This window comes from Ktedonobacter sp. SOSP1-52 (assembly GCF_016587395.1).
The window spans coordinates 457200-470771 of sequence record NZ_BNJH01000005.1 but is presented as its reverse complement, the minus strand read 5'-3'; the positions used below and the strand labels follow the sequence as shown (position 1 = coordinate 470771).

Below are 13572 nucleotides of genomic sequence, written 5' to 3'. Positions count from 1 at the left end.
CCGGGCGAGTCCAAGCCAGCTTGAACCCTACAATTTAGCGCCGGTACTGTTTTGGCGAGAGACCAGTGAGGCGCTTAAAGTACTGGGCCAGGTGGCTCTCATTGGCGAAGCCCACGCTGTGAGCGATAGAGAGCACAGACCAGTCAGTGGTGGTGAGCAAGACTTTGGCGCGCTCTACGCGGCGCTGGAGCACATACTGGTGGGGAGAGAGGCCAGTAGCTTCCTTAAAAAGGCGCGCGAAGTAATAAGGGCTAAGATGAATCTGGGCCGCGAGCTCGGCGAGAGTAAGATCGGTCGCGAGGCGCTCTTCAATATAAGCCTGTACACGTTTGAGATGACGTGAAGATAGGCAATGGCGCTGTGTTTTTGTGGGCAACTTTACTGAAGAATGCTGCCTTAGCAGATGCAGGATAAAGAGATTCGTCAAGGAATCGATATACAGCCTACCGCCGAGGTCATTAGTATGGAGTTCCCTCAAGAATGCGAGCGCCAGTGCCTCGATTTGGGGATCACTTACGCCAATCTCGTCAATAAGCTCTATGCGTTCGGGATTGAGATCAATCTCGGCGGCAACCCCCTTGAGTAGAGCTGGAGGCAGGTAGAGATGCAGGTGGCGCACCTCCTCGGGACTATCCAGGTGCCATGTGCTTGGTGCGCCCGCGGGTAGAATTGTCAAGCTGCCTGTTCCCAGTTGCCCCTGGCGCCCGGCAAGCCGTTCCTGAGCCTCGGTAGCGGCACTCAGGTTGATTACTAGCACATGTCTTGGCAGCGCGGGCAAGACAAAGTCATCATCGGGATGCACGACATCCGCGATATCAAAGCCATTCCAATCCCGCCCCCTACTCGACTGTACAATATGTTCTGGCGGCACATCAAAAGCCTGATATGGCCTGGCATCATCATGCTGAAACTTCTTCACGACTCATGTCTCTCTGCTATAGGAAGACAATGGATTCTCTGCAAATTATATCATGCGATCCGTGTTCATACGTATTACCTAAAAGCAAAGATGTGGTAATATATTGGATGATAGATAATGGTTTTAGGTAATACCGTATTTCCCTAAAGGAGCACACATGCCCAAACAGGCTCCCTACCTCCTGCGTTGGTCTCCTCAAGCACAAAAATATGAACTTCTCGACCAGGGATGCTCTCAATCGGGTGGCCAGACTCTTGAACATTCCGATCTGCTACATAAGCTGGTTGATATCAGCTCTTTTGCCTTTTACAGCTACACTGGCGCTCACTTTACGGCGCGCAAAGAGAATATTCAACGCAATGGCCCCTACTGGTATGCTTATCGCTCATCCCAGGGTCGAACGAGCAAACGTTATCTTGGCCGCACGGCCGATCTCTCCATAGGCCATCTGGAAAACATTGCAGAAAGCTTTCTCTCTCCCCCAGATACCCCTATCACCTCCAATGGGCACATGGTTGATAAACCCATAACAGCATCTCAGCACTCCCAACAAGCTCCATCGAAGCAGGATCAGCTATTACTGGATACCAAGTTGCGTCCGCCACGCCTCCCCCTGGAACTGGTGGAGCGACCACGCTTATTTAAGCGCCTCGATGGCTGGTCAGCATACAAGCTCACATTGCTTATCGCGCCCGCTGGCTCGGGCAAAACGACGCTCGTCACCTCCTGGCTTGCGCAAAATGACTTCCTATCTGAGGCAGCCTGGGTCTCGCTAGACATGAATGATAATGATCCAGCTCGCTTCTGGCGCTATGTCCTGCGCGCTTGCCAGGGCTGGCACTCCCTTCCCGAACCATATATTCTTCCTCTAAACCTCCCCTCACCTCAAACAGGCATCCCGGCGCGTCCCTTCGAAGAGCTACTCATTCCTTTCCTCAACGAGGTGGCGCAACACTCTCAACATCGCCTGCTTGTTTTAGAAGACTACCATGTCATCACTGAGGCAAGGATTCATGAGACGTTTGACTTTCTCCTCGCTAATCTGCCTGAGACGCTGCATATTCTGCTGCTGACACGCACAGAGCCTCCACTCTCGCTTACTCGCCTGCGCTCACGAGGCGAAATTAGTTCTATTTATGCCAGTGACCTGCGCTTCTCACCCGAGGAAACGGCTGCATTCCTCCAGCCGATTATTCCAGCGTCACCCTCTACGGAACTCCTGGCTACGCTCGATACGCACCTGGAGGGGTGGGCCGCCGGATTACGCCTGCTCGCGCTCTCCTTGCAGGGACACAAGACACAGACACAGATAGAGTATATCCTTACCACCTTTCGCGGCAATCACCGCTCCATTCGGGATTATTTTGTCAGTGAGGTCCTCCAGGCTCAGCCCGAGCCGCTGCAAGACTTCTTGCTACGCACGAGCATCCTGGCGCGCTTAAGTGTTCCTCTCTGTCTGGCTGTCACCGGTCAGCAAGAGAGCGCAAGCCTGTTAGAAAGTATTGCGCGGGCCAACCTCTTTCTGGAGGCCCTCGATGGCACAGGCGAGTGGTACCGCTATCATGCCCTCTTCGCCGAGGCGATGCAGCATGAGGCGCGCCTGCGCCTGGGCGAGGATGAACTACGCACACTGTATCAGAGGGCCAGCCACTGGTTCGCAGAATATGACCTGCTTACAGAAGGCATTGAAGCGGCATTGAAGGCTAAGGATAGCGAGCTGGCCGCGAGATTGATAGAGCAATATATAGAGGCCTTGCACGTACAGGAATTTCGCGAGTTTCACACTCTGCGCCGCTGGCTCACGCAGCTACCCGAAAAAATACGTCAAAGCTCTCCCCAACTCTGTTTAAGCTATGCCGTAACACTCATCTTTGGTCGCGACGAGCAAGAGGAACCAGACCCATTCCTCGTGGAACAACTAGAAATACTGTTGCAACTGGCTGAAGAAGGCTGGCACGTACGTAAAGATCTTCCCCATCTTGGACAGGTCTTCGCCTTTCGTGCTCTTTTCTCCTACCAACAAGGCAAGCGCGAGCAATCTGTAAGTTGGGCTAGGCAAGCCCTGGCCTGGCTCCCAGCAACAGAGCCTTTATGGAGAGGCATGAGCCTGGTGGTTCTGGGAATCGAAGCCCTGCAAACAGGTCGACTCAACGAGGCTAGACAGCTCATTGCGGAGGTTGGCAAGTGCTGGCAAGTTCTCCATAGCTTGCACATTCTAGATGGCACTACGCTTTTTACAGGCATGATCTGCTATGAAACTGGTGAACTACGCCAGGCAGCCCACCAGTTTGAACAGCTTATTCATAAGAGAACTATCCTTGAAGATGGTCCTGTCGCCCTTGCCGCGCACCTTGGCCTGGCCCAGGTCCTCTATGAGAAGAACGACCTCGACGGTGTACAACGCGAGCTTCAGGCATTCTCAGCCCTGGCCCAAAACTTTCCAATGGTCCCCCAGGACTTCTTCCAGCCATTGGTTGAGCTACTTATGGCACGGCTGGAGCATGCCCAGGGAGAAACCGATCAGGCTATAGAGCGCCTGGCCAATGCTTTAGCTCAGGTGCACAACACCCCGGAGGGCCTGCCTCTCTACTTCTATCATGAGGCACGCAGCTGGCTTGTCCAGCTCTTTCTCTCGCAGGGAGATATCGCCACAGCGCATTACTGGTTCCAATTCACACCTCATCCAGGTACCTGCGCCACAACGACATCTTCCGAACCATCTTTACTGCCAGCACCAGGGGAGATCGCTATGCAAGAACACCCTTCAGAAAGTATGCAAGCATCACCGGATATGCTTGTCCTGGTGCGCGAACAGAGCGTACTCCTCATGGCACGCCTGCATCTTGCTCAGGATGAGTATGAGGCCGCGCTACATCTCCTAAACATCCAGCTTTCCGCAGCTCAGGAGGCTGGCCGGGGACGACACGCCCTGCAAATAAAATTACTGCTGGCCCAGGTCTACGCAGCTCATAAGCAACTCCCCCAGGCACATCAAACCCTCATGGAAGCGCTCAAGCAGGGACATATTGAGGGTTACCGGCGCACATTCCTTGATGAGGGCGAAAGGCTTGTGACTCTCCTGCGCGATAATCTTCCTCATCTCCATATTCAACCACTGCGAAACTATGCGCGCCAACTCATTCAGGCCTTTTCACAACACGATGCCAGCCAGTCCATTGTTGTGACCCCCGTCTTTGAACCGCTCTATGAGCCACTGACGAGCCAGGAACAGCGAGTACTACGCCTGCTGGCAACAGGTCGCTCCAACCCCGATATCGCCCGCGAACTGATTGTTTCTGTCAATACTATCCGCTCCCAGGTCCAGAGCATCTACCGCAAACTACAAGTCAATAATCGCCATGCCGCCAGCGAGCTTGCCCGCCAGCTGCATCTCCTTTAAGTCTTCAAAAACAACCATTATGGTTACCTGATGTTTCTCACATAAATCCCAGTGAGACGCAATCCTTGAAGAAGAGGCAGAACAGCAGGCCCTTCCATCAGCAACTCCTCATCCATGTCATAATGCGATGAACTCGCTGCGAAATGGCTTCAGGAGCCACTTTTATCAAGTGATAGCCCAAAGAGGTTTTGGGAATTATATCATTTCACTGGTCTCCGCTTCCAGAGAAAGCAGGCACCGACCATTTCACACTAAAGTTGTGTATGAACCAGGTATTCTGAGAAACGGCATTACCCACGCTAGTTCATGCAAATAACCATAAAGGATGATGTAGAATATCCCTCTTTGCATTACACTATACACGGGTTGTAATTCTTCTAGAAGGTGAGCATCAATATCTTAAGCTGAAAGCGAGGTTGCCAGGCATGAACCAGGAGCGTCTCTCCACACCTGCACCTTTACGGCGTCTCTTCGCCTCCTATTATGAGCGTATGTCGCAAGGCACAGCAGAGAAAGACTATATGGAGCCGTTGCGTAAGAAAATTGTCGGGCAGGCTGCAGGACTGGTGCTCGAAGTGGGGGCGGGCAACGGTCTGAACTTCGCCTGCTATGATCCCGAGTTTGTCGAGCGCGTAGAGGCAACTGAGCTTGATAGCTCGATGCTGAGCTATGCACGCACACGCGCCCAAAGCGCACCCGTGTCTGTTACCCTCACGCAAGCCAACGTTGAGCAACTTCCCTTCGCCGATGCATACTTTGACAGCATCGTTTGCACACTGGTCTTCTGCTCCGTCAATAATCCCCTACGTGGCCTGCAAGAAATGCGCCGCATCCTCAAACCTGGCGGCCAGCTCCTCATGATAGAGCATGTGCGCGCCCAAAAACGCATGCCCGCCCTGCTACAGGACTTGATTACCCCCCTTACCAGGCTCCTGCTGGGCAATTGTCACTGGAACCGCAGCACGGTACAAACCGTTCAGGAGGCTGGTTTTCAGGATATACGACTTGAATACCTCACGCCCGTAGGCGAGTTGATGCCCCTGGTGATAATACTGGCCAGAGGCTAATAGCATAACTCTTCAAACAAAAATCATCCCTCGCATCGTCTTGATGGATGATGCACTTTCATCCTATTTATCGCTATACTCAAAACAAGTCAATCGCGCAGGGGAGCTAGATGTACCCCTCCATGGAAAGGTTCTATAAGATATGACTCAAGAGACACTTGTTCCTATCGATACAAGCCATATCCCTCACGCAACAAAAACACCTATCATCAATGTCGAGAACCTGGTAAAACGCTATAAAAAGGCGACAAAGAATGCCGTCGACCAAATCTCTTTTTCGGTCGCGCCCGGCACGCTCTTTGCCCTGCTGGGACCCAACGGCTCCGGCAAAACCACAACCATCTCCATGCTGACCACGACCCTGGCTCCCACGTCTGGCACCATACGTATCGCGGGCTATGACCTGGCAACACAGGCTCACCTGATTCGTAGCCAGATCGGCATTATCTTCCAGAAGCCCAGCCTCGATCTTAACCTGACCGCTGAAGAGAATATACGCCTGCATGCGACCCTCTATGGTCTCTACCCTTACCGACCCCTGTTTCGCCTGATGCCAAAGACTTACCGCGCCCAGGTACAGGAGCTGGCTCATCTCCTGGGCATCGAAGAAAGCCTCTTCAAACCCGTCAAGACGTTCTCTGGAGGTATGAAGCGCAAGCTCGAAATCGTCCGTAGCCTGCTCCACCGTCCCGAGGTCCTCTTCCTGGATGAGCCTACTACCGGGTTGGACCCGGAGAGTCGACGCGAGCTATGGGATCATCTCCGCCAGGTACGCGCCGAGAGCGGGACCACCATCTTTCTTACCACTCACTACCTGGAAGAGGCCGAGGGGGCCGATAACATCCTGATTATCAATCGCGGCCAGATTGTTAGCGCTGGCAGCCCTCAGCAGATCAAAACCAGCCTGACACAGCCTATGCTCTTCATCGACGCGCACGAGCGCGAGCAGCTACGCGTGGAGCTACACACGAAAAATATTGCGTTTAAAGAAGATGGCCTCTTCTCCATCGCCCTTGAAAACCAGCAGGTACACCAGCTCCTCAAGAGCATCGATACACCCTTGAGCATGGTCCAAACCCATACCCCTTCGCTAGAGGATGCCTATATCCATATCATTAAACAAGAATATATCGAGGAGCAAACGGAGGAACACACAAAATGACCAATCCCGTCATTCATCCTGCTAGAGAGCAACGAAGTAACGTCTCTCGCAACTGGAATGCTATCCTGACCATCGCTGGGCGCGACGTCATGCGTTTCCTACGTGACCCGATACGCCTGGTCTTTACCCTCATTTTCCCCATTATTCTCGTTGGTGGGCTGGCAGGTCCCCTTCAGGGCAATTTTGGGAAAGCGGCGGGCTATAATTTGATTACCTTTAGCATGACTGGTTTGCTCGCCATGTCGCTCTTCCAGAGCACGATGAGCGGCCTGGTCTCACTAATCGAGGACCGAACGAGCGATTTTAGCCAGGAACTCTTTATCGCCCCCATCTCGCGCTATACCATCATCTTTGGCAAAATCTTTGGTGAGTCACTTGTCGCCCTGGTGCAGGCAGTCATTCTCGTCCTGCTGGGCGCTCTCCTCTTTGGTGTTCCGCTCTCGCTCACCAGCCTGCTCCTCGTCATACCCGTCTCTTTGATCATCTGCCTCTTTGGCGGCGCGTTTGGTGCTCTGCTCACCTCGCTCTTCAGCGATCAGAGGACAGCGAATATGATTATGCCCTTTCTCCTATTCCCACAATTCTTCCTCTCAGGCATCTTTCTGCCCACCCGTGGACTTCCCTGGTACCTGACCCTTCTCTCAGAGATTACGCCCATGCGCTACGCGGTGGACCTGGTTCGCGGCATCTTCTACGCGGGCAGGCCAGAGTACAACCAGATCGTCCTGCTCCACCCGCTCATAAATCTGGCCATTATCGCGGTTCTCTTCACCATCTTCCTCGTCAGCGGCACCATCCTCTTTGTGCGCCGCGAGCGCAACCGTTAAAATCAAATTTTGGCATAGACGAACCAATCATGGCTGAGCGCAGCCATGATTGGTTCGTGGGGAGAAGCAGCCTTGCGCGTCTCCATGCCTGATCGAGATGAACTCTGCGTTGATCCAGCTTAGGAACGTGCAGCCTGCGTCTTCTCAAAGCCTCCATCTCCCATGTCGGCGCCTCTCTCATCCAGCACAATTTCATACACCGCCGTTTTCTCGCCAGGATATTTGCGGTCGAAGACGATCCCGAAGAAACGACCCACGATGCCGATACGCAACATACCTCGCGCGCGCCTGGCCTCCTCGGCATACAGGCGACGCACGGTGCCTTCAATCGCCGGACCAAGCGCCTCCCCTTTGCGGTTGCCAGGCGCGAGGGTGACGTGTGAATTATGGGCGAGGCGCTTGACCTTCCAGGTATCCGCTGGCGTCATAAAGTAGAGTTTGCCGTCTGAGGCCACCGTGCCTACCGGGGTGCCGATGCCTATGCCGTTGCGGCGGAAGCTGGTCAGCAGAGTCATATGACCTTTTCCAGGGGCAGTCAGATACTCTCGCGTGGTATGAGTCGTTTTTTCGCTCATGATCTGTCTCTCTTTCTTGTGATCGTTTGCTCGGCGTTTTCCGCTATGGTTCTCACTATTTGTCCCTTGCACGAAAAAGTTTGTGCGAAGATCGACATCAATGTATCTCCTTGTTTCCAGATGCTGTTCGAGAGTGAGAAAAGCTCTCACCAAATGTACCTGCCATACATTCATCCTGTTGACCGGTTGAAGCATTTATTGCGCTCACAGAGAGAACCCCTTTTCATTCCCTGTTCAGGAAGGGGTGTTGCCAGCCAGCAACCCTTGCACCAGTTCCTCAACAAACTGCTGATCTGTTTTGTGAAACGGATCGAAGCCCAGGAATTGCTGGTTAAAGACCCTTTGAAAACAGGGACCCAGCAACAGGGTCGCTATAGTCAAAGAGGGAAGGTGCCGCCCAATGCGTTCCAGGCGCTGCTCCTCCTCAAGGTAGGCTGCAAACCGTTCAAAAACGTTGTGTGGGCCCATACCCAACGGTAAGGTCGTGGCACGAAACTGGGCCAGGAGCTCCTTGTCAGCCAGGAAGGAGACGCCCATGGGCAGCAGTTGCTCATAGTAGTGAAGAACTGCCAGCGCGAGCGCGATAAGGTTCTCGCGGACGGTTGCGGTGCCTGCCCGGTGCGTCTGGAACACCTCGTGGAAGGCCGGCAGGTGCTCGGCCATGAGCGCAAAGAAGATGTCTTCTTTATGATCGAAATGTCGGTAGAGTGCGCTTTCGGAGAGGCCGACCTCGCGTGCGATCTCCTTGGTGGTCACGTGTGTCGAACCTTTCAAGAGCAGCAGCTTTTCAGCGGCGTCCAGGATTTTCTCTCGTGTTTTTCCCATGCTTCTTTCTCCATGTGTGTGAGTGTTCACTAACATGATAGGTCAGAAATGAGGGTCTTGTCAAGAGGTGGGGTCAACCTTATGAAAACAAAGCCTTTCTTTCCGAAGTATTTTTGTAAGTATGGGGCTGCTCTGAGAGACTTTTCACCAAGAAAACAGGGTGCTTCGATACCTCACGCTCAAATTCTGCAAGCGAGGAGTCTGCTGTTACATCGAAGTAAGCCAGAACAAAAGATCGAGCTCCGATCAGGCTTCTTTTGAGGATGGGAGCTGCTTCCTGAGCACTCACCTCGAATGCAGAGACGCGCTCGGTGTGGCGACCACGTGTCAGCGTGGCCTCGCCTGCCACGCGCAGATTGCGCACCCAGTTGACGACGCCGTAGGGCGCGGTCAACCAGCGCTGGCCATCGTATTCAACGAGCGCTACCGGAATTGTATGAGGCTGCCCGCTTTTGCGCCCACGTACCGTGAGCAGGGTCATATTGCCCTTCTTCACACCGGCCCGCAGCAGAAACGTGTTGATGTTGCGGCCCACGCGGAAGAAAAGTGTTGGGCGAAATGTTTTTGCCATGAGATGCTACCTTAACTCCTTCTCCATATGTGTGTGAATGTTCACTAACATACTATAGCCAGAGATGGGGAACTTGTCAAGGGAGTCAATGCAGCCAATCTCACGCACGACTACCATGATCTTCCATGTTGTCACTCAACTGCCAATACTCGATGTTGTTTTGCTCGCAGTACCACTCTCCCCAGGCGTGAATCTGGTAGACGATTGGTTCCAGGCTTCGCCCCGACTCGGTGAGTGAGTATTCCACCTTTGGGGGACCTGAGCATAGACCTTCCGGTGAATGATCCCTGCCTGCTCTAGCTCCCGCAATTGGAGGGTGAGCATTTGTTGGGTCGTAGCAGGAATGAGCCTGCGTAACTCTCCGAAGCGTTTGGTTCCGTTGAGCAAACAATAGACAATCTGCAATTTCCATTTTCCCCCAACGATCGAAAGCGTCACTTCGACTGGACACCCCGCCGTTTTCTGCTGCTGTTTCATGAGATGCACCTTTCTATAGTATGATTTTCTAGACTACCTCAAATTATTTTGCGTACTTGTTTCTTTCACTGTTATCCTGTATTTTGATTGTAGCAGGATGTGGGAAGCATAACAAGCGAAGCCAACTTGGGCTGGAGCAAAAAGATCACCTTCTCTCATCCTGAACTAAACTGTCTCTTCTCTCAAGAAGAACAAGCATAGAAAGAACTGGTAGTATGTACAACACCTACCCAGCGAGCTTCACTCGCATGACGCGTCTGTTAGCGGGAGTCAGTATCCTCCCTGCGCTTTTCCTTCCTTTTTATGAGGCCTTTCTCCATGGCGGACGACGCGCCATGGAGATCAACCCGCGCGCCGCTGCCTATATGGCAGCCCATATGATAGGAGCCTACTGTACCATCCTGGCCGGGTTTGGACTGATCGCCATCTACCTGCGCTACCATGAGCGTATGGGCAGGGGCGCGCCCCTCAGCTTGATTCTGGCTCTCCTTGGGCAAATCTCGTATGCGGGCCTCCTGTTTATTGATGGGTTCTTCAATCCTCTTTTTGCGCATTTTGATCCCACGCTGCAAACGCAGTTCCATTCGCCTGACTTCTTTCAAGCCGTAGCCCAGAGTCCTCTGCTTCAGAGCTTCGGGATCGCCCTCTATACTCCCTTCCTGATGTCTCTCCTCCTTATCGTTGGCTATGGATTCCTGGGAATTCTTCTCCTGCTAAAACACATCTTCCCCTGGCCTATTGGGGTGCTGTTTCTCGTCGGTGGGGTAATTCTGGGCATTGACTTGATGGTGCCGATGTGGGTCGAGATAGCTGGGTATGCGGCTGAAGGGCTGGCAATTGCCTGGAGTGCTTTGCTCATCTTGCGCGAGAGCCAACCCATTGCTCATGCTGAGTTTGTTGCATAAAGGCTGAGGTCAGAATGCCTTAGCGAATGTCTCTGAAACCTGAAAGGAGCAAGATCTATGCAATCATTCACCCATCACCATAAGGAATCGAGCGAGGCGTCGTCTAAAGCGACACAAGGACATGTCATTGATTTGGGCTGGCGTTACGATCTGATGCTGTGGTGGCAAAATATCCTGTCGCGTGGTAAGTGGCAGGAGCTTCAGCAACACATAGCCGACTTGGCCCAGTTTCAGCCAGGAGAAACTATGTTGGATGTTGGGTGCGGCACCGGGACACTGGCAATCATCGCGAAGCAACACGTGGGTGCGGTGGGCCGTGTGTCTGGCATTGACCCCGGGCCGAAGCAGATCACTCGCGCGCGTTCCAAGGCGGAGAGAGCGGGCCTCTCTATTGACTTCCAGGTTGGCGTGATCGAACAGCTTGCTTTCGCCGACCAGTCATTCGATGTTGTTTTAAGTACCTTTATGATGCACGTTATGCCTGATGATCTCAAGCGTCAAGGACTCGCTGAAATAGCCCGCGTGCTCAAACCGGAAGGGCGTCTGCTGGTGGTCGATTTCAGGCGCCCGCAGGAGCATGAGGAACAATCTGAGCGGCCTGTCCATACAGGTCCCTGGCAGAGTGGAGTTCAAGATCAGCCTGCCTTGATGCAAGCAGCAGGATTCTTGCAGATAGAAAGCGGGGAGATCGAAACTGGGACGACAAAGCTGCCCGAAGTAGGTTTTGTCAGAGCGCGAAGGTGATGGATTCCTGTGCAGGAAAAGCAGAGCAGAAAGGGTCAAAAAAAGGTCGATTGTAAGATGCCGAGTGGATAGAGGAAACGACGCTTGACAGACAAAAACGCCCTGTGATAAAGTGAGCACGTCTTTTCAAAAAGCAAATAGCAAGTATATCACAGCAAATATATCGATGAAGCAAGGGTGAAGCGCTGACAACTCCTCCAACGAATATTCATTGTCAGCGTTCTTGCTCATCGTACGGATGTGTTCGAGCCGCATGCGGCGCACGGCGAGGAGAGAGAGCAGCAAGAGAAGCTCTCCCGTTCCCCATTTCTTCTCCGTAAATACAGTTCGTAAACAGGTGTGCAGCGTATCTACCGCGCGAGAAAGCTGGGACTTGTTTGAAAAGATTCATGCTCCTCCTTCACAGGTGGAGGAGGATAGAATTTTTTGCAAAGGTAGAACACCTCCATGAACAAATCAGCTGGTCCTACAAACACGTCTGTAGGACGCACATCTCTTGTGCTTCTTCTCGTTATCGCCCTTTTGAATACGATGGGTATCACGATCATTGTCCCTCTTGTTCCGTTTCTCACGGTCCAGTACCTGGCTCATCCGAATAATCTCGCCGTCATCGTGGGATGGCTGACCGCTGCCTATGGGATCTGCCAGTTGATCGCCGCGCCAGGTTTAGGCGTGCTTTCCGACCGTTTTGGGCGACGCCCCATTCTCTTCATCTGTCTCCTTGGTTCCGTGTTTGGCTATCTCATCCTGGGCCTTGGCGGTGCGCTCTGGTTGCTCTTCCTCGGACGCATCATCGATGGCTTGACGGGCGGCAACATCAGTGTCTTGTTTGGCTATGTCGCTGATCTCACGGAACCAAAGGACCGTGGCAAGTACTTTGGTCTGCTGGGCAGTGCGGCAGGTGTCGGTACTCTCATTGGCCCTGCGCTTGGTGGACTGCTGGCCACGATCAACGATCGCGCCCCCTTTCTTGCCGCGGCTGGCCTTCTCCTGCTTACTCTTGTCTGGGGGTACTTCTTGTTACCAGAGAGTTTGAACAAAGAGCACCGCATCACCTCCGTTTCGGTACATGAACTGAACCCCTTGAAACAACTGGCGTCCGCGTTTCGTTGGGCAAACTTGCGCTGGTTACTGCTGGCCTGGTTCTTGTACGCTTTCCCAGTGGGCATGTTGCAGACGACGATCACCGTCTTGATGAAAGATAGCCTTGGCTTCAATGTCACGCAGGCCAGTCTCGTGGTCACCGTGCTCGGCGCGGTAGACATTCTCGTCCAGGGTGTGTTGGTAGACAGGTTCCTCGCAATGCTGGGAAACATAAAGCTCGGTCTCATAGCCTTCGTGCTGGTCGGCATCAGCTACCTCGTGCTTGGTTCTATCACGTTTCTCGCCACACCGATTCTCTTGCTTGTCGGTATTGTACTCTTCGCAGGTTCAGGTAGCCTTGTTGAAAACGCTCTGCGAGGTCTCATCTCTGAAATGGTTGGACGACACGAACAAGGTCGTGTGAGTGGAGCGACACAATCGTTGCAATCGCTTGGATGGGTTGTCGGACCACTTATTGGCGGTTTCATCTACACAGCGTGGGGGCATTTTCAAGTCTATGCCTCAGCTTCGCTCATTACTCTCCTCGCCATGGTTTGTGTATGGATCGCTCTTCCGCTTCTTCAGAGGCACCAGGCGAAAAAGCAAACGCTTGGTGGTGAACAAGAGACCGCATTGCTCTCGAATGAAGAGAACTGAAAAAGGTTTTCCTTATCGCTTGCTTTTGAGGGAGAGGAGAAACACCGCTCTCCCTCTGCCTTCTGTGCCTCCTCATAAACTTCTTAAGGAAATGGAGGAACTCATTGCAACAAACGAACGATTTTTGACATGCACCGCACAGCTTTAGTCGGCCACAGTTCCCTGGACCACTTCTGGCCCTTCATTAGTGACCTGTCAATGAAACAGCACTGGATGGGAAAGGAGGGCCACTTTCTCAAAGTTTAGAGGGAAAACAGAAGGCTTTTATCAGTCTTGCCAATCCTTAACGGGGATTTGGGAGGTAAAAATGTCGCGGCCCCGAATAGTGAAAAGAGCAATAAGTTTGCCAGAGAGGACATT

At 52.9% G+C, this 13572-nt stretch carries 11 protein-coding genes and 1 pseudogene; 7 read left to right on the top strand and 5 right to left on the bottom strand.

The features are described from left to right. Nucleotides 1-34 precede the first annotated feature (34 nt). Nucleotides 35-919: an AraC family transcriptional regulator gene (locus tag JMJ16_RS42720; RefSeq protein WP_201391526.1), complete on the bottom strand. Its 885-nt coding sequence runs from the start codon at nucleotides 917-919 to the stop codon at nucleotides 35-37. A 157-nt stretch (nucleotides 920-1076) separates the two neighbouring features. Between JMJ16_RS42720 and JMJ16_RS42715 the strand changes: the two genes are divergently transcribed. From JMJ16_RS42715 to JMJ16_RS42700, 4 genes are all read left to right on the top strand, one after another. Next, the gene (locus JMJ16_RS42715) at nucleotides 1077-4319 is read left to right on the top strand and encodes a LuxR C-terminal-related transcriptional regulator (RefSeq protein ID WP_201391524.1); all 3243 of its coding nucleotides are present in this window, start codon (nucleotides 1077-1079) and stop codon (nucleotides 4317-4319) included. 425 nt (nucleotides 4320-4744) lie between these two features. Then, nucleotides 4745-5386: a class I SAM-dependent methyltransferase gene (locus tag JMJ16_RS42710; protein ID WP_201391522.1), complete on the top strand. Its 642-nt coding sequence runs from the start codon at nucleotides 4745-4747 to the stop codon at nucleotides 5384-5386. A 142-nt stretch (nucleotides 5387-5528) separates the two neighbouring features. Then, nucleotides 5529-6548 carry an ABC transporter ATP-binding protein gene (locus tag JMJ16_RS42705; RefSeq protein ID WP_201391519.1) on the top strand — a complete coding sequence of 340 codons (1020 nt, stop codon included), beginning with the start codon at nucleotides 5529-5531 and terminating at the stop codon, nucleotides 6546-6548. After that, complete coding sequence (locus JMJ16_RS42700; protein ID WP_201391517.1) at nucleotides 6545-7375, top strand: ABC transporter permease; 831 nt, start codon at nucleotides 6545-6547, stop codon at nucleotides 7373-7375. The genes JMJ16_RS42705 and JMJ16_RS42700 overlap by 4 nt, the downstream gene beginning before the upstream one ends. Before the next feature lie 119 nt (nucleotides 7376-7494). Here JMJ16_RS42700 and JMJ16_RS42695 read toward each other — a convergent pair whose 3' ends face one another. From JMJ16_RS42695 to JMJ16_RS42680, 4 genes and pseudogenes are all read right to left on the bottom strand, one after another. After that, complete coding sequence (locus JMJ16_RS42695; protein WP_201391515.1) at nucleotides 7495-7950, bottom strand: pyridoxamine 5'-phosphate oxidase family protein; 456 nt, start codon at nucleotides 7948-7950, stop codon at nucleotides 7495-7497. A gap of 234 nt (nucleotides 7951-8184) precedes the next feature. Beyond that, nucleotides 8185-8775, bottom strand: coding sequence for a TetR/AcrR family transcriptional regulator (locus JMJ16_RS42690; RefSeq protein WP_201391514.1), 591 nt, complete (start codon nucleotides 8773-8775; stop codon nucleotides 8185-8187). A 79-nt stretch (nucleotides 8776-8854) separates the two neighbouring features. Next, nucleotides 8855-9346, bottom strand: coding sequence for a nitroreductase family deazaflavin-dependent oxidoreductase (locus JMJ16_RS42685; RefSeq protein ID WP_201391512.1), 492 nt, complete (start codon nucleotides 9344-9346; stop codon nucleotides 8855-8857). Between the two features lie 100 nt (nucleotides 9347-9446). Beyond that, a pseudogene (locus JMJ16_RS42680) lies at nucleotides 9447-9823 on the bottom strand (winged helix-turn-helix transcriptional regulator). A gap of 215 nt (nucleotides 9824-10038) precedes the next feature. Between JMJ16_RS42680 and JMJ16_RS42675 the strand changes: the two are divergent. From JMJ16_RS42675 to JMJ16_RS42665, 3 genes are all read left to right on the top strand, one after another. After that, the gene (locus JMJ16_RS42675; RefSeq protein ID WP_201391510.1) at nucleotides 10039-10728 is read left to right on the top strand and encodes a hypothetical protein; all 690 of its coding nucleotides are present in this window, start codon (nucleotides 10039-10041) and stop codon (nucleotides 10726-10728) included. Between the two features lie 57 nt (nucleotides 10729-10785). Beyond that, nucleotides 10786-11472 carry a class I SAM-dependent methyltransferase gene (locus JMJ16_RS42670; protein WP_201391508.1) on the top strand — a complete coding sequence of 229 codons (687 nt, stop codon included), beginning with the start codon at nucleotides 10786-10788 and terminating at the stop codon, nucleotides 11470-11472. Nucleotides 11473-11919: 447 nt separating this feature from the next. Continuing rightward, on the top strand, nucleotides 11920-13212 hold the full coding sequence (locus JMJ16_RS42665) for an MFS transporter (protein ID WP_201391506.1): 1293 nt from the start codon (nucleotides 11920-11922) through the stop codon (nucleotides 13210-13212). Nucleotides 13213-13572: the final 360 nt, after the last annotated feature.